This window comes from Mitsuaria sp. 7 (genome assembly GCF_001653795.1).
In the GTDB taxonomy this organism is placed as follows: domain Bacteria; phylum Pseudomonadota; class Gammaproteobacteria; order Burkholderiales; family Burkholderiaceae_C; genus Roseateles.
In genome coordinates this window covers 1,736,590-1,752,086 of sequence record NZ_CP011514.1, presented here as the reverse complement: position 1 = coordinate 1,752,086, position 15,497 = coordinate 1,736,590, and the positions used below count along the sequence as shown (strand labels likewise).

At 68.6% G+C, this 15,497-nt stretch carries 13 protein-coding genes and 1 pseudogene; 7 read left to right on the top strand and 7 right to left on the bottom strand.

Annotated features, from left to right (window positions below; genetic code table 11):
• Positions 1-4: 4 nt before the first annotated feature.
• The 3 genes from ABE85_RS07765 to ABE85_RS07755 are packed head-to-tail and all read left to right on the top strand — an operon-like array spanning position 5 to position 1,539.
• Positions 5-676 (top strand): hypothetical protein, encoded by a 672-nt coding sequence (locus tag ABE85_RS07765; protein ID WP_157522045.1) that lies wholly within the window; start codon positions 5-7, stop codon positions 674-676.
• A gap of 50 nt (positions 677-726) precedes the next feature.
• Positions 727-1,008 (top strand): hypothetical protein, encoded by a 282-nt coding sequence (locus ABE85_RS07760; protein WP_067272225.1) that lies wholly within the window; start codon positions 727-729, stop codon positions 1,006-1,008.
• Positions 1,009-1,032: 24 nt separating this feature from the next.
• Entirely contained in the window at positions 1,033-1,539 is a 507-nt protein-coding gene (locus ABE85_RS07755) for a hypothetical protein (protein ID WP_067272221.1), read from the top strand.
• Positions 1,540-1,559: 20 nt separating this feature from the next.
• On the opposite strand, the gene ABE85_RS07750 is transcribed toward ABE85_RS07755, so the two are convergent.
• Together ABE85_RS07750 and hmpA are read right to left on the bottom strand one after the other, a co-directional pair.
• On the bottom strand, positions 1,560-2,393 hold the full coding sequence (locus ABE85_RS07750; RefSeq protein WP_067272217.1) for an enoyl-CoA hydratase-related protein: 834 nt from the start codon (positions 2,391-2,393) through the stop codon (positions 1,560-1,562).
• 172 nt (positions 2,394-2,565) lie between these two features.
• Positions 2,566-3,753: an NO-inducible flavohemoprotein gene (hmpA, locus tag ABE85_RS07745; protein ID WP_067272214.1), complete on the bottom strand. Its 1,188-nt coding sequence runs from the start codon at positions 3,751-3,753 to the stop codon at positions 2,566-2,568.
• A 171-nt stretch (positions 3,754-3,924) separates the two neighbouring features.
• Between hmpA and norR the strand changes: the two genes are divergently transcribed.
• Together norR and ABE85_RS07735 are read left to right on the top strand one after the other, a co-directional pair.
• Positions 3,925-5,553, top strand: a complete 1,629-nt coding sequence (gene norR / locus ABE85_RS07740) for a nitric oxide reductase transcriptional regulator NorR (protein ID WP_255362647.1) — start codon at positions 3,925-3,927, stop codon at positions 5,551-5,553.
• A gap of 57 nt (positions 5,554-5,610) precedes the next feature.
• Entirely contained in the window at positions 5,611-6,825 is a 1,215-nt protein-coding gene (locus ABE85_RS07735; protein ID WP_067272209.1) for a PAS domain-containing sensor histidine kinase, read from the top strand.
• Here ABE85_RS07735 and ABE85_RS07730 read toward each other — a convergent pair.
• Positions 6,809-7,714 carry an MBL fold metallo-hydrolase gene (locus ABE85_RS07730; protein WP_067272206.1) on the bottom strand — a complete coding sequence of 302 codons (906 nt, stop codon included), beginning with the start codon at positions 7,712-7,714 and terminating at the stop codon, positions 6,809-6,811. The two genes, ABE85_RS07735 and ABE85_RS07730, sit on opposite strands and share 17 nt — an antisense overlap.
• Before the next feature lie 89 nt (positions 7,715-7,803).
• Between ABE85_RS07730 and ABE85_RS07725 the strand changes: the two genes are divergently transcribed.
• Positions 7,804-8,238 carry a helix-turn-helix domain-containing protein gene (locus tag ABE85_RS07725; protein ID WP_067272202.1) on the top strand — a complete coding sequence of 145 codons (435 nt, stop codon included), beginning with the start codon at positions 7,804-7,806 and terminating at the stop codon, positions 8,236-8,238.
• Here ABE85_RS07725 and ABE85_RS07720 read toward each other — a convergent pair.
• The 3 genes from ABE85_RS07720 to ABE85_RS07705 all read right to left on the bottom strand — a co-directional run bounded on the left by ABE85_RS07720 (position 8,225) and on the right by ABE85_RS07705 (position 13,523).
• A complete protein-coding gene (locus ABE85_RS07720; protein ID WP_067272199.1) occupies positions 8,225-10,579 on the bottom strand; it encodes a di-heme oxidoredictase family protein in 2,355 nt (784 codons plus the stop codon). The genes ABE85_RS07725 and ABE85_RS07720 overlap by 14 nt on opposite strands.
• 144 nt (positions 10,580-10,723) lie before the next feature.
• Complete coding sequence (locus ABE85_RS07715; protein ID WP_157522042.1) at positions 10,724-12,505, bottom strand: hypothetical protein; 1,782 nt, start codon at positions 12,503-12,505, stop codon at positions 10,724-10,726.
• Positions 12,506-12,731: 226 nt separating this feature from the next.
• Entirely contained in the window at positions 12,732-13,523 is a 792-nt protein-coding gene (locus tag ABE85_RS07705) for an SDR family oxidoreductase (RefSeq protein WP_067282134.1), read from the bottom strand.
• Positions 13,524-13,637: 114 nt separating this feature from the next.
• On the opposite strand from ABE85_RS07705, the gene ABE85_RS07700 reads away from it, so the two are divergent.
• On the top strand, positions 13,638-14,567 hold the full coding sequence (locus ABE85_RS07700) for a LysR family transcriptional regulator (protein WP_067272193.1): 930 nt from the start codon (positions 13,638-13,640) through the stop codon (positions 14,565-14,567).
• On the opposite strand, the pseudogene ABE85_RS07695 reads toward ABE85_RS07700, so the two are convergent.
• Positions 14,554-15,474: pseudogene (locus ABE85_RS07695) on the bottom strand (alpha/beta fold hydrolase). The gene ABE85_RS07700 and the pseudogene ABE85_RS07695 overlap by 14 nt on opposite strands.
• Positions 15,475-15,497: the final 23 nt, after the last annotated feature.

Below are 15,497 nucleotides of genomic sequence, written 5' to 3'. Positions count from 1 at the left end.
TCGAATGGCACTTTCAACCTCGATCAAGAAGCGGCTGACAGAGGACTGGCGAAGCGTCTTTCCTCAAATGGTCATTTACGATTCGATGTGGTTGATGCGACGCATCGGGCCATTGCTGCAAGGTGTGCTGCTGGAAAAGACGCAGGATGGTTCGTGCTATTGCCCGACGCTACACATTCATACCTTTAGCAGACCGCTTGGGTACGTGGCCCTCAACGTGGCTCAGCCGCTTCTCACGGTCCGAACACGGGCCAGCGAATATATAAAGGTTCTCCATCACGACAAGCATTTCTCGGAGGGCGCGAAGCGCTTGGCCGCTTCCAGCCTGCTTCCGATTGAAGGGGATATTTCTCTCGACGAGGTAATGGCTGCATATCGAAGCTTTGAGACATTTCCCGCTTCGGATGCGCCGTTTTCCATCAACTATTTCGAGAGCGCGATATCACTTCATGCGTGGTGCGGACAGATTAATCGCGGCAAGCAGGCGCTTGAAGAATATCTAGAGGTGATCACCCAGTGGCCGGATCGGGTCATCGAAAGGTTGGGTTCAGTCGACAAGTGGCGATCCGACATGCTGGCCGTGCTTGCAAATCCCGATGCGATTCGGGAGACCGCCGAACAGCAGGCAACGGTGCTAAAGGCAACAACGCTGCCCTTCTCGGAGTTCAGACGCTGAGGAAATCATCCCGACTGATCATTTGATATCCAGCCGAGCGTGACGCGACTATGAACCTCAGAGACATTCTTCTGCATCCCGCAGACCTGCACGAAGACGCCGTCGTCTACGCGAGGCGGCCTTGGTCGCTGATGTCGGAGGCCATTACTCTGCGCCGGCCTGGCACCTCTGCGACTTTGAATCCAGCCCTCAAGGGAACCGGACTCGAATATTTTCTGGAAGCCTTCTTGATCACTGAAATCTACGAGGACTTGTTGATGCAGGGAAAGACAGGTCTTGAGGCCGCGGAGGTGGTTTTATACTACGCGGAAAATGACGCTTATCCGGAATGAGCGCCCACGACACGGTGAAAAACCATGGCTAGCAAGGTAACACCATTCTTCGCGACACATGAAGACCTGATCGGCGTGTTGCGCGATGCCATGGCGGTTCGCCCGATCGAGCTCGTGGACGCGGGATTGCTTGACGAGCGCACGTTGGTGGTGATCTCCGTCCCGGAGAATTTGAAGTCACTCAGAACCTATATCGTCGTCGAGCGAGGGGACCGGATGCACATGAGGGAGGCTCCCCAGCGACGCGGAGGATCAAAGTACAAGGTGAATATCGCCGACGACTTCAATTGCGTTGCCCTGAATACAGGCGGGCTTTGTGGCGAAAATCAACTGCTTCCTGGTCAAGTGGGCACGCTCATCGCCAATCCCCTCGGCCTTGAGCGCTACAACCTCTTTGCAAAAACAATCAGGAAACGTTTTGAGAAGATTGGCCCATATTATGTCGGGCCAGAGGCTGTCGCGATGTTGGACGAGGGAGCAAGGCTCGCCCAGACCGCCAAGTCGCCACGAGAGTACGACCTCACGAGATAGACATCGCGACGCCGGAGGCCTCAACCCTCGCGGAAGAACTTCAACGCCGCCAGATCCGGGAACGCCGTCGGCCGCTTGGCCTGCGCCGCCGCGAACGCCTCCATCAGGTTCTTGTTCTGCCAGATCGCTGCCTGCAGCCAGCCCATCTGCTGGAGGCTGTCCTTGACGCCGTGATCGCGCGCGTAGTGAATCGCCTGCTTGCTGCCCCAGATCGCCACCGGCGGCTTCTGCGCGATCTCGCGCGCGCACTGCAGCGCGGCTTCGATGCATTCGGCCTGCGTCGCGAAGACGTCGTTCACCAGACCCACCGCTTGTGCGCGCGCTGCGGGCATGCGGCGTCCCGTGTAGGCCAGTTCCTTGACCACCCCGAGCGGCACCAGCTTCGGCAGCCGCTGCAGTGTGCCCAGGTCCGCGACCATGCCGATGTTGATCTCCTGGATGCAGAAGAACGCGCCGGTCTCCGCATAGCGGATGTCGCACGCCGCCACCAGGTCCACCGCGCCGCCGATGCAGCCGCCCTGGATCGCCGCGATCGTCGGCACGCGGAGGTCGTCGAGCTGATTGAACGCGCGCTGCATGTCGGCCAGCAGGTCGACGATCGCCGCGCGGCCTTCGGCGCTGCGGTCGTCGAGCTGGATGCCGCCGTTCTGGAACACCTCCAGCGACATCCCCGCGCTGAAGTGCTTGCCCGTCGACGAGATCACCAGCGCCCGCAACGTCGGACTGCGGTGCAACTGCTCAAGCACCGCTTCCAGCTCGCGCCACAGCTGCGGCGACATCGTGTTCATCGCATCGGGCCGGTTCAGCACTAGGTGGCCGACGCCGGCTTCTTCGGTCAGGGTGAGGCAGTCCATTCGAGTCTCCTGTAGTCTTTCCTGTCGTCCCTGTCACCGCCTTGAAGGGGGTCGGGGGGTCGGGGGGTCGGGGGGTCGGGACATGCTAGCGGGAGACCCTCAGCGGCCGCGTCAAGAACGTGACGGCCGGTGCCGATTGGAGAGCACTCTCCATCGGCGCCCGCCGACGCCCTCAGGCCCCGACCAGTTCCTCCGCCGGACCGAAGAACTCATAGCGGAGCTGCCCCGCCGGCACGCCCAGCGAGCGGCCCGCCCGGTACACCGCCTGCATGAACGGCTTCGGGCCGAGCAGGTACAGGTCGACATCGCGGTCCTCGGGCAGATGGCGCGCGAGCAGGGCATCGGTGACGTAGCCGACCTCATGCGGCTCGTCGCCGTCGCGCGGCGCGTCGTAGACGTAGAGCGCCTCGACGTTGTCATGCGCCGCCGCGAGCACGTCCACGCGCTCCCGGAACGCATGCACGCCGCCGTGTCGCGCCGCGTGGATGAAGCGGATCGGCCGCCCGCTGGCCGCCGCCGATTCGAGCATCGCCATCGCCGGCGTGATGCCCACGCCGCCCGTCACCAGCACCAGCGGTCGCGTGGCCGCGGCGTCGAGCGTGAACTCGCCCGCCGGCGCCTGCGCGTTGAGGCGGCTGCCGACCTCGGCCATGTCGTGCATCCAGTTGGACACCAGCCCGCCGTCCTCACGCTTGATGCTGACGCGGTACCAGGGCTTGCCCGGCGCGTCGGACAGCGAGTAGTTCCGGCGCACCGTCTTCCCGTCGATGTCCAGCACCAGGGTCAGGTATTGCCCCGGATGGAAGGGCGGCAGCGGCTGGCCGTCGGCCGGTTCCAGGTAGAACGAGGTGATCAGCTCGCTCTCGCGCTCCTTGCGCGCGACGACCATCTCGCGCTGTCCGCGCCAGCCGCCCGGCAGCGCGGCGGTGGCGGCGTAGACCTGCTCCTCGGCGTCGATCAGCAGCTGCGCCAGCGCGCCGTAGGCCTCGGCCCAGGCGGCGATGATCTCGTCGGTCGCGACGTCCGCGCCCAGCACCTCGCGGATCGCCGCCAGCAGGCAGGCGCCGACGATCGGGTAATGCTCGGGCTGCACGCCCAGCGCCACGTGCTTCTGGATGATGCGGGGCAGGGCGGGGGCGATCTCATGGATGCGGTCGATGTGGCTGGCGTAGGCCAGCACCGCGCCAGCCAGCGCGCGCGCCTGCGTCCCTTCGGCCTGGTGCGCCTCGTTGAAGAAGGCCTTCAGCTCGGGATGCCCGGTCAGCATCGCGCGGTAGAAGTGCCGCGTGATGTCCTCACCGCGCGACTTCAGCAGCGGCACCGTGGCCTGGATCAGGGCGATGGTCTGGGGCTTGAACATGAGCTTCTGTACTCCGGATTCGTTGAGGGTGCCTTCTTCTAATCACGATCCGTGCCAGTACTGCCAACTTTCGAAATCATTCCTAAGACGTTGATATTCAAGGAAACTAATCCCACTGAGGAGATATGGGTGTCGAAATGACCGAAGATTGGCCCATGTCCGATTGACAACGTGCAGGTCGAAGTGACTCCAGATTCCCGCTACCGCCAGTTGCTGGCCGCCGTGCGCGGTCTCGTTCGATGCGACGCCGCGGCCTTGCTGCAACTGCTGCCCGACGAAGGCGCTCCGGTGCTGCAGCCGGTGGCCGTCGACGGGTTGGCGGAGGAAGCCCTCGGTCGACGCTTTCCCGCCGCCGCTCATCCGCGCCTGGCGCGCCTGCTAGAAAGCGGCCATGGCCTGCGCTTCCCGTCCGACGCCGGTCTCCCCGATCCGTACGACGGGCTGCTCGAACACCAGCAGGAACTCGAGGCCGTGCACGACTGCATGGGCGCGCCCTTGCGCGTCGACGGACGCATCTGGGGCCTCGTCACCCTGGATGCGATGGACCCGCACGCCTTCGACGGCGTGGACGACGGCCGTCTGCAAGGCATCGTCCGGTTGCTCGAGACCGGCATCGCCGCCGAGGAAACCATCGCCGAGATGGCGCGCCGCGCCGAGCAGGAACAGACGCTCGCGCGTGCCGCGTCACGCGGCGGATCGCGTGAGCTGCTGGGCCGCAGCGCCGCGATGGTCCGGCTGCGCGAGGAGATCGACACCGTCGCAGGCTCCGACCTCACGGTGCTGATCCTCGGCGAGACGGGCGTGGGCAAGGAGCTCGTCGCGGAGCGGCTGCACGCGCGCTCATCGCGGCGCGATCGACCGCTGGTGCAGATCAATTGCGCGGCGCTGCCGGAGACGCTCGCGGACAGCGAGCTCTTCGGCCACAAGCGCGGCGCGTTCACCGGCGCCATCGCGGATCGCAGCGGCAAGTTCGAGCTGGCCGACGGCGGCACGCTGCTGCTGGACGAGGTCGGCGAGCTGCCGCTGCCGGTGCAGGCCAAGCTGCTGCGCGTGCTGCAGAGCGGCGAGGTGCAGCGGCCCGGCAGCGATCGGGTGCAGAAGGTCGACGTGCGCGTGATCGCCGCGACCAACCGCGACCTGCGCGAGGAAGTCGCGCGGGGCCGCTTCCGCGCCGACCTCTATCACCGGCTCTCGGTCTATCCAGTGCACGTGCCGCCGCTGCGCGAGCGCGGCCGCGACGTGCTGGCGCTGGCCGGCGGCTTTCTCGAGGAGAACCAGCATCGCCTGGCCGCGCGCAACCTGCGTCTGTCGCCCGCGGCCTCGCAGGCGCTGCTCGCCCATGACTGGCCGGGCAATGTGCGCGAACTGGAACACCTCATCAGCCGGGCCTCGCTGCGCGCCTTGTCATCGGCCGGCGGCGTCGGGCGCGAGGGACGCGGCGGGCGTTGGATCGCGATCGAGCCGGAGCATCTGGGCCTGGGCATGAACCCGGGCATGAACTCGGCATCCGGCCGGGGTGGCGCCTCTGCATCGGTCATTCCTGCGCCCGGCGCGGAGGACGAGGAGGAGGCCGGTATGCCCCTCGAAGCCACCAGCCGCGCAGAGCCGGTAATCGCTGCCGGTGCCACGGCCGGTCCTGGGCTGCGCGAGGCGACCGAGCGCTTCCAGCGCCAATGGATCGAAGACGCGCTGCGACGCCACGACGGCGTCACGGCGGCGGCTGCGCGCGACGCCGGCATGGACCGGAGCAACTTCCTGCGATTGCTGAAACGGCTCGGCGTGAACGCGCCGCCGCGATAGAGTCGCCCGCTCAGGGCGTTCAGGACTCACGGCACAGTGGGACGGACAAGGGACGACATGACGGCTGACAGGTCACACGACGACCAGGCACCCGGCGAGGCGGACGACGTCGTCCGCCTGCAACGGGCCGGCGACGCCGTCTACCGCCGGCTGGTCGAGGGCGTGCTCGACTACGCCATCTTCCTGCTCACGCCCGCGGGGCGCGTCGCCACGTGGAATGCCGGCGCGCAGCGCATCAAGGGCTACGAGGCCGATGAGGTCATCGGCCGTCACTTCTCGGTCTTCTACACGCCGCCCGACATCGCCCGGGCCTGGCCCGCGGAGGAACTCAAGCTCGCGCGCGAGCAGGGCCACCTCGAGGACGAAGGCTGGCGCGTGCGCAAGGACGGTTCGACCTTCTGGGCCAACGTGGTGATCACCGCGATCCTGAATCCGGACGGCGAGCTGCTCGGCTACGCCAAGGTCACGCGCGACCTGACGGCGCGCAGGGAGCAGGAGGCCGAGCGCCTGCGCATGGCCGAGCTCGTCGATGAAAGCCGGCGCATGACGGAGTTCATCGCGATGCTCTCGCACGAGATCCGCAACCCGCTCGCACCCATCATGAACGTGCTGGCCATCATGGCCCGCGAGACGCTCACCCCGCGCGGCGAGTGGTGCCTGTCGGTGGCCGACAAGCAGGTGCGCCAGATCCACCGGCTGGTCGAGGACCTGCTCGACGTCAGCCGCGTCACGACCGGCAAGGTGCGGCTGGACATGCAGCCGCTGGAGCTGGGCGTCGTCGTCGAGGAAGCCGTCGAAGGCATGCGGCCGGCGGCCGACGCGCGCGGGCATCTGCTGCACGCATCGCTGTCCGGCGAGCCGATGCGCCTGAGCGGCGACCGCACCCGGCTCATCCAGCTGGTGTCCAACCTGCTCAACAACTCGATCAAGTTCACGCCGGCGGGCGGGCGCATCGCCCTCAGCCTGCACCGCGAGGAGGAGGACGCCGTGCTGACCGTGACGGACAACGGCATCGGCATGACCGAGGACACGCTGAGCCACGCGTTCGAGCCGTTCTCGCAAGGCGAGGAACATGCGCGCGGGCATGGGGCACTCGGCGCGCAGGGCGTGCCCGGCGTATCCAGCGGATTGGGCGTCGGGCTGGCCCTGGTGCGCAGCATCGCGGAGCTCCACGGCGGCACCGTGGGCGCCAGCAGCGCGGGGACCGGGCAGGGCAGCGTGGTGACGGTCCGGCTGCCGCTGCGCGATCCGCCGCTCAACGGCAGACCGTGACGGCGTCCCAGCGCATCTCGCCCTTGTTGACCTTGGCCCCGAGCGCCAGCACGTCGTCGCCGGCAGCCTGCGGGTAGCGCCGCTTCATGGCATTGATGAGCGCGGTCGAGTCGGCCGCCGTCGACAGCGCCTCGCCGTAGGCTTCCAGGTAACCGAGGCTGAAGCGCACGGCGCTGAGGTCCTCCGCGGCGCCGGGCTTGGCATGACCTGGCACCACCGTGGTCGGCGCGAGCGCCTCGATGCGACGCAGGTCCTGCGCCCAGCATTGCCGCTCGGCCGGCGTCGCGCTGTCGCTGGTCCACAGGTGCATGTCGCCGAACACGCGCACGCCGCCGACGATGGCCTTGATCGACGGGATCCACACGAAGCTGTAGAAGCCCCCCGGGCCGTCCAGCCCCACGACCTGCAGCGACTGGCCTTCCAGTTCGATGCGGTCGCCCTTCAGCACCTGGGGCACGATCGGCTTCGACGGTCCGTTGGCTCCCAGCTTGGGCCCCCAGACCTTCAACTTCTCCGGCAGGCTGGCGCGGATGTGCGCCGCCGTGGCCCGCGAGGCGACGATGCGGGCCTCGGGGAAGGCCTGGTGGATCACCTCCAGGCCGAAGTAGTAGTCCGGGTCGCCCTGACTCACGTACACCAGCCTGAGCCGCTTGCCGCTGGCCAGCACGTCGGCCACCAGACGGTGGGCGTCGGCACGGGTGAACTGCGCGTCGATCAGCACCGCATCGGTCTTGCCGCTCACCAGCACCGAGGCCACATGGAAGCTCCCGGCGTCCGCGCGGTAGGTCTGGAGCTGCAGCGGGGCCTCGTCGGCGAGCGCGGGGCGCGCGAACGACATCGCCAGGGTGGCGGCCAGCGACAGGGCGACGGTGGAGATCGGATGCTTCATGGAGGCGGCGTCCTTGTGGACAGGTGGAGGAGGGCCGCAGAATGCCGAGTCAACCCGCTTTGCGTAAGTACATACCAAAAGGTAAGCCCATGATCACCACCCTGCTGGGCGTCGTTCCCGGAGAGCCCGGCAAACGCGGCGAGCTGCTCGCGGCCGACTGCCCCTCACGCGACGTCATGCAGCACGTCACCGGCCGATGGGGCGTGCTGGTCCTGATGGTCCTGCTCAAGGGCACGCACCGTTTCAGCGAACTGCGGCGCACCATCGGCGGTGTCAGCGAGAAGATGCTGGCGCAGACGCTGCAGGCCCTGGAGGGCGACGGCTTCGTGCTGCGCACGTCACATCCGGAAGTCCCGCCGCGGGTGGAGTACCGCCTGTCGCCGATGGGCATCGAGGTGGCGCAAATGGTGGAGGCGCTGGCCGACTGGATCGAAGGCAGCCTGCCGCGCATCCTGCGGCATCGGGAGCGGGTGGCCGCCGATGATGTCGCGGACCCCGCCGATCAACGCATCACAGCGACCTGAGCCAGGCCATCAGCGCGTCGCGGTCCGCCTTCGACAACTGCTCGAAGCGTTGTCGCGATTTCTCGCCTTCACCGCCGTGCCACAGGATCGCTTCGGTCAGCGTGCGGGCGCGGCCGTCATGCAGGTATCCCACCCGGGTCGAGCCGGCCACCTTGTCCGTGTAGCCGATGCCCCACAAGGCCGGCGTGCGCCACATCGCGCCCCGCGCCCGGCCTTCCGGCAAGGTGTCCGCCAGGGCCGGGCCCATGTCGTGCAGCAGCAGGTCGGTGAAGGGCCGGATCGTCTGGTCGCGCAGCTCCGCGAAGGGATGGGTGCTGCCCGTCTTCATCTCCGCCGTGTGGCAGGCCGCGCATCGCAACGCGTCGAACACCTTGCGCCCCGCCGCGACCTGCACCGCGTCCACGCGATGCTCATCCAGCGGCGCCACGCCCTTCGGGAATCCGCTCGGCAGGCTGCGTTGCGCCGGCACCGCCAGCAACTGCAGGTACTGCGTCAGCGCGGTCAGGTCGGCCTCCTCGATGCCGGGCTGTGACGGCGCCCGGCGGCAGCCCACGGGGTCCGTCGTGCAGCTGCGGCTCGGGTACACCGGGGAGGTCACCGACAGGTCGTTCAGCAGCGCGTTGGCCGCCTGGTGACGGAGGCTGGCCTTGGAAGCCTTCCAGCCGAAACGGCCCAGGCGCGTCGCGCCGGTTTCCGGATCGAAGCTGAAGTTGGCCCTGCCCACGACGCCGTCCTGGTCCGGCGACGTGCGCACACGGGCCAGGATGTCCGCTTCAGGCACCGCTTCCAGCAGGCCGACCCCGATCAGCGGCTGCGCGACGCGCGCCGACCAGAGCTGGGGGATCGGACCGTCGAAACCGAACCGGGGCCTGCGCAGTTCGACCTGGGTGCCGTCCGCCATCGTGACGTCGCGGGTCTCGAAGCCCATGACCTTGACGCCGTAGCCGCCGGCCTCCGGTGCGCCGGAGGACGACCTCGCGTTCATCTGGATCGCCGAGCCGTAGATCGGGTCCGGGCGGAGGACGCCGTCGGCGCCCCGCACGGCCACGGGGAAATCCATCCGGTCCAGGCGCTGGTGCACCGCGGACGGCGCCGGGCCGCGACCGTTGCCGGTGTGGCACTGGACGCAGGTCGTGGCGTTGAAGTGCGGCCCCGCCAGGCCGGCGATGGCGGCCATCGGCTCGTTGCCGGGCTCGACGTGCGCCCCCGTCGCGAAGCTGCTGTGGGCCGTGCGGCGACCGTCGACGAAGCGCTGCATGTTCTGCATGCCGATGTGGTTGGCCGGCTGCTGGAACATCCGGGCGCCTTCGTCCGAATAGTTGTACGAGACCGACCCCAGGCCGCCCGACAGCGTGGACTCCGGCAGCGGCGCGCTGTTCAGGCGCGGCGCGACGCCGTACCACGGGGTCAGGCCTTGACCGACGACGTAGACCCACTCGTTGGCGTAATAGTGGCGGATGCTGCCGTTGTCTCCCAGGGCCTGCAGGGATGAGGTCGTCGTGGACATCGAGGGCGCCACCTCGATCGGGTCACCGACCTTCAGCGGCCGTGCGTTCACGCGGGTGCCGTCGGGGATGCCGCCGGCGCCCAGGCCCGCATGACCCGGATAGTCCTTGATCACGACCGTGCAGTGGTCGGTGCCGGGCCGGCCGTTGGCCGGATAGGCCACCGGCCGGCAGACCGCGACCGTCCTGTCGAGCAGCTCGCCGTTGTCCATCCAGCCGTAGCCGGTCACGCCGACGCGGTCGAAGGCGCGGAAGAACGCGGTGCCGCCCGGCAGGAAGTCCACCGTCGGGTTGTAGGTGTTGATCTTCAGCGTGGGCCGGGTGACGCCGGCCACGCGGCTGTCGTCGACGATCTCCATGCCCCAGGTGCGGTTCCTGAAGGAGTTCGGCACGAAGCTCAGGTACGCCCCCTGGCCCCGGTCGACCGGCAGGCCCGCCGCGTCGACGGTCTCGTTGGGGCCCTGGCCGACCTCGTTCCATTCCTCGCCGCGCTCGCGGGCGTGGTGGCCCACGGCGCGGGCGCCGAAGCGCGTGATCAGCGTGCCGTCGGGCAGCGCGAACTGCAGCGTCTCGATCGGCGCTTGCGGCGCGAACAGCGGCGTCAGGCCCGCGCCGTCGGCGGGCGAGAGGAAGGGCGTCGTGGTGGTCGTGTCGCCCGGCCCGGTGTCCGAGGCGATCTGGATCCCGCCTTCATGCGTGGCGCCATGCTGGCCGTCATGGTGAAGGCCATTGCCGATGCCATTGCCGATGCCATTGCCGATGCCGATGTTGCTGTCGCCGACGCAGGCGGCCAGCAGCGCGCTGCCCAGGAGGGCGCGGACGAGTGCCTTGCCCATCGTGGTCAGTCCCTCCCGTGCCTGTGGGTGCGATTGGTGGTGGTATGTCCCTCCTGTGAGGGTCAGGCGGCGGGAGTGTCTCCGTTTGTTTTGCCAGTCGGCAAGTTTAAATGTGTGTCGAATTGATGCGCGGGCGGGCGGGGGTCAGGCGTGGGAGACCGCCGCCGGATCCGGCGCCTTGGGACCGCCGACGGCGCCGAGCGCGCCGCCCCACACGTGATAGAGCGCCTGCAGCACCACGAACTTCAGCGACTGGGTCGTGATGTTGGCCGCCGTCTCGCTGAGGCCGTGGTCCTTCTGCAGGGTCGCGGGCAGGCTGGCCACCATGGCCGTCAAGCCGCCGAAACCGGCGCTGAGGATCGCGTGCGAGGTCCAGCCGACCTTGCTCGCGAAGACGTCGCTCAGCGCTTCAGGGAAGGTCTCCTTGAGATTGGCGGCATGCGTGCCCAGGCGCGCGGCGGCGCTGAGGATCTGCTCCGTGCCCGGCTTCTGCAGATGGTCGAGGCAGGCGCCGAGGTCCTCGCGCGCCAGGAAGTGCTGGAAGCCCGCGCGCCCGGCGCTGACGTCGAAGTCGTTCTTGGCGACCCGCATGCCGCCGCCGCCCAGCGGCAGGCCCAGGAGCGGATCGACCAGCGCGTCGACCTTGGCCCGCGTCTCCGGTTTCCCGGCGAGTTCGAGTCCGACCATGAGCGGCACACGGACCCCGCCGTTGCGCGCCGCGCCGTAGCTGAGCCCCGCCGCCTTCGAGTTGTCTGCGGCGAGGCTGGTCTTGGTCGCCGGATTCGCGTTGGCCAGGTGCTCCGGCAGTTGCGCGGACAGCTGCTCGCCCGGGGGGCGGGTGAAGTAGGCGTCCTGGAAGGTCTTGCCGGCCGCCGCGCCCGAGGCGACGTCCAGCGTCGACAGCGCGAAGCCCATCAACGCGCCGGTGATGAGCGCCGGCAGGGCGATGGGCAGTTGGGGCAAGGCCTTCATCAGGCTGGCCAGGGTCAGGTCGGCGACCTTGAGGTTCACCGGCAGGCTCCCGAGGTTGAAGCCGCTGGCCGAGGCCATGCCATGCATCATGGCCGTGCCCTGGTCGCGCCACTGCACCTGCTTGAACACGGCGACGAGGTCGTCGCGGGTGTGGATGCCGCGCGACTCCAGCACGGCGGCCTGCCTGGTGGCCAGTTGCTCCAGCGCGGGAATGTCGTCGGGGCTTTTGCGCATCGCGCTGAGCATGTAGGCCACGCAGCCGGTGATGTCGTCGGGCAGCTTCTGCGCGAGCGAGTCGATGTCGATGCGCGGATTGACGTCGCGGGGGCTCGGCACGGTGGCCGCATGCAGCGACGCGAGTCCGCCCGGTGCGCGGGGGCCGGGGTCCGGCACTTCGCGCGGGAGGGGATCGAACGAGCCCGGCATGCCGCGCGTCAGCTGCGAGATCTCGTCGTGCGCCTCGCGCGGCAGCGCGGACGAGTGCCCGGTCTCGGTGGCCGCGGAACGTCGCTGCTCGGTGAGGGAGGGCGCACCGCCGCTCGGACGCTGCGCATCGCTGGCGAGCGAGCTGCTGCTGCCGTTGAGGTTGGCGGTCACCGGCGTCATGGGGATCTGCTCGCCGCCGCCGTGTGCATCGGGCAACCGGCCGGGGCCGCCGGTGCTGTTCGTGGACGACGTCCGGCTGAGGACTTTGGGCGCGGACTGGCGTGGCGGGGTGGACGGCCGGGAGCGGGGAGGCTCGGCGTCGGAGTGGCCATCGTGCTTCGTGGCACCCAGGGACGCGCGGCGCGAGCCCAGGCCCCCGGGGATGATGTGCTCGCTCGAAGGCGGAGTGGGCTGGGGCTCCGCGGCGGTCGACGTCGTCGGCGTCGCCGGCGTCTGCGGCCCGGACAGCGTCTCCGCCGACAGGGGAGGGACGTTGATCGGGCGGGCGGTGGGAATGGTGCTGCTCATGACGCCTTGAATGCCGTTACATCAGGGGGCATCGTCGGCAGTGCGTCCCTCATCGGAGCGCCATATCCGAACACATGCTTGCGGATGCGAAATCACGCGTCACTCGTCTTGCGGATACGCACGTCGGGCTTAACGGCATCTTTGCGCTGCGGTTCCGTGCGTCGGCCGTGTCGATCGGGCGGGCGCTGGCCTCAGCAGGCTCGCCCGATCATTGGCGTCGCTGCGTTCAGGCCGCGAAGCCGCCGTCGATCAGCAGGTCCGCCCCAGTGACGAAGGCCGCTTCCGGACCGGCGAGGTAGGCCACCATGGCGGCGATCTCGTCCGCCTTGCCGTGACGGCGCAGCGCCATCAGGTCATGCAGGCTGGCGCCGAACTCGGTGTTCTCCGGATTCATGTCGGTGTCGACCGGGCCGGGTGCCACGTTGTTGACGGTGATGCCGCGCGGACCGAGGTCGCGCGCCATGCCCTTCACCAGACCGATCAGCGCGGACTTGCTCATCGCGTACACGGCGCCGCCGGCGAAGGGCATGCGCTGGCCGTTGGTGCTGCCGATGTTGATGATGCGGCCGCCGTCGCCCATGTGCTTGGCCGCGGCCTGCGAGGCGACGAAGACCGAGCGCACGTTGACGGCGACGGTGCGGTCGAAGTCTTCCAGCGTGAACTGGTCCAGCGGCGCGACGGCGAGCACGCCGGCGCTGTTGACCAGGATGTCCAGGCGGCCGAAGCGCTCGGCGACGCCGTCGATGGCGCGGGTCAGCGCGGCGGCGTCGGTGGCATCCGCCTTGATGGCGATGGCTTTCCCGCCGGTGGCGATGATCTCTTCGGCCAGTGCTTCAGCAGCGATCGCCGACGACGCGTAGCCGATAGCCACGGCCGCGCCGTCGCGGGCCAGACGGCGCGCCGTGGCCGCGCCGATGCCGCGCGAACCGCCGTGGATGAAGGCGACCTTGCCCTTCAGGGCGGCGTTGGTCGTCGTGCTGGTCGTCGTGCCGGTGGCGGTGTTGGAAGCGGTGCTCATCATGTTTCCTTTCGAAGGAGGGTGGTTGATGAGCTGAACTATGGTTGTCCGCACCTGATTGCGGTAGTTGGAAAGCGGCGTATTCAGTTTCAACCGTTGGTATAAGCTGAGCTCATGTCGACCGAACTCCGCAGTCATCTCGATGCCTTCATCGCCTCAGCCGACGAGGGCAGCTTTTCAGCCGCCGCGCGCCGGCTGGGGCTCACGCCCGCCGCGGTCAGCAAGAGCGTGGCGCAGTTCGAGGCGAGGCTCGGCGTGCGCCTGTTCCAGCGCAGCACGCGGAGTCTGGCGCTGACCACCGACGGCGAGCGGCTGCACGCGCAGGTACGGCGGCCCTGGAGCGAGATCGGCGACGCCTTGACGGATCTGCGGCAGGGCGCGGGCAAACCGGCCGGCACCTTGAAGGTCGCGCTGGCGCACACGGTGGGCCGCGAGTACTTCGTGCCGATGATGGACGGCTTCGTGCGGCGCTATCCGGACGTCGTGCCGGACCTGCATTTCGACAACCGTCAGGTCGACCTCGTCGCGGAAGGCTTCGACGTCGCCATCGGCGGCGGCATCGAGCTGACGGATGCCCTGATCGCCCGCGAGCTGGCGCGCTTGCGCATCGTGCTCGTGGCGGCGCCGGCTTATCTCGCGGCCAACCCGATGCCGAAGCAACCGGCGGACCTGGCGCGCCACCGCGGGCTGTTGCGCCGCTCACTGGCTTCCGGACGGCTGGTGCCCTGGACCTTGAAGAACAAGGCCGGCGAAGAGGTGGTGGCGAGCGTGCGTCCGGTGATGGTCCTCGACGACCCCGAGGCCATGGCCCACGCGGCGGCCAACGGTTCAGGCATCGCGATGCTGCCGCTGCCGCATGCGCTCCCGCTGATGGAACGCGGCGAGCTGGTGCGCGTGCTGCCCGCCTGGTACGCGGAGGCACTGCCGCTGTCGATCTACTACTCGAGCCGCAAGCTGCTGCCGGCCAAGGTCCGCGTGTTCGTGGACCATGTGATCGAGGAGTTCCGCGCGAGGGGCCACGCGGCGAGGTTCAGTCAGGGGTGAACCGACGCAGGAAGTCCTCGATCTCGCGCGCGACCAGCTGCGGCTGCTCGTGCACGATCCAATGCGTGGCGCCGGGCACCTTGACCACGCGCATCCGGGGCACGTAGTCCTCGAGCCCGTCGAGCAGGCCCGGCAGCAGCGCCGTGTCGTCGAGCGCCCAGAACACCAGCGTGGGCACGTTCACCATGAGCCGCTCGCGCGGCAGCACCGGAATGCCGTCGATGCCCTGACCCGGCAGCGGCGGCTTCATCGGGGTCACGCGATAGAGATTGCAGGCGCCGGTGAGCCCCGCGTTCCAGACCTCCCGGTACTGCCGCTTCAAGTCCTCGGTGAGCCAGCCGAAGCCGTCCGCGCCCGCTTTCATGTTGGTGAAGAAGGGCCACAGACGCTGGAAGTCGTCGGCCGCGAGCAGGGCCTCGGCATCGGGCCGGGCGAGGAAGTTCATGTAGGCGCTGGCCTCCTGCTGCGCCGGGTTGTTGCGCAGCTCGCGCGACAAGGTCCCCGGATGCGGCGAGTTGAGGATGACCAGCTGGCCGACCTGCGCCGGAAAGGCGTTCGCATAGCCCCAGGCGAAGGCGCCACCCCAGTCGTGGGCCACCAGCGCGGCCATCGTGCCGGATTCGCTCTCGGTGGCGACGAGCTGCTGGATGTCCTGGATCAGCACCTGCGCCTTGTAGGCGGCGACCTCGGTCGGCGCGCTGGAGCGTTCGAAGCCGCGCAGGTTCGGCGCCACACAGCGGTAGCCGCCGTGCGCCGGATCGGAAAAGAAGGTCAGCAGCTCGTCCTAGATGAAGGCCGCCTCCGGGAATCCGTGCAGGAACACGATGAGCGGCCGGCCGGGTTCGCCGGCGGCGCGGCAGCTCAAGGTGATCCCGTTGGGCAGGCGGCGTTGGAAGGTCTCGATCATGGGCGGGTCTCCGGGTCGTGTCC

Coding starts and splice junctions, on each gene's coding strand:
- ABE85_RS07735 (WP_067272209.1), top strand. CDS start 5,611: ATGACGGCTGACAGGTCACACGACGACCAGGCACCCGGCGAGGCGGAC.
- ABE85_RS07700 (WP_067272193.1), top strand. CDS start 13,638: ATGTCGACCGAACTCCGCAGTCATCTCGATGCCTTCATCGCCTCAGCC.
- hmpA (WP_067272214.1), bottom strand. CDS start 3,753: ATGTTCAAGCCCCAGACCATCGCCCTGATCCAGGCCACGGTGCCGCTG.
- ABE85_RS07765 (WP_157522045.1), top strand. CDS start 5: ATGGCACTTTCAACCTCGATCAAGAAGCGGCTGACAGAGGACTGGCGA.
- ABE85_RS07705 (WP_067282134.1), bottom strand. CDS start 13,523: ATGAGCACCGCTTCCAACACCGCCACCGGCACGACGACCAGCACGACG.
- ABE85_RS07750 (WP_067272217.1), bottom strand. CDS start 2,393: ATGGACTGCCTCACCCTGACCGAAGAAGCCGGCGTCGGCCACCTAGTG.
- ABE85_RS07730 (WP_067272206.1), bottom strand. CDS start 7,714: ATGAAGCATCCGATCTCCACCGTCGCCCTGTCGCTGGCCGCCACCCTG.
- ABE85_RS07715 (WP_157522042.1), bottom strand. CDS start 12,505: ATGAGCAGCACCATTCCCACCGCCCGCCCGATCAACGTCCCTCCCCTG.
- ABE85_RS07725 (WP_067272202.1), top strand. CDS start 7,804: ATGATCACCACCCTGCTGGGCGTCGTTCCCGGAGAGCCCGGCAAACGC.
- ABE85_RS07720 (WP_067272199.1), bottom strand. CDS start 10,579: ATGGGCAAGGCACTCGTCCGCGCCCTCCTGGGCAGCGCGCTGCTGGCC.
- ABE85_RS07760 (WP_067272225.1), top strand. CDS start 727: ATGAACCTCAGAGACATTCTTCTGCATCCCGCAGACCTGCACGAAGAC.
- ABE85_RS07755 (WP_067272221.1), top strand. CDS start 1,033: ATGGCTAGCAAGGTAACACCATTCTTCGCGACACATGAAGACCTGATC.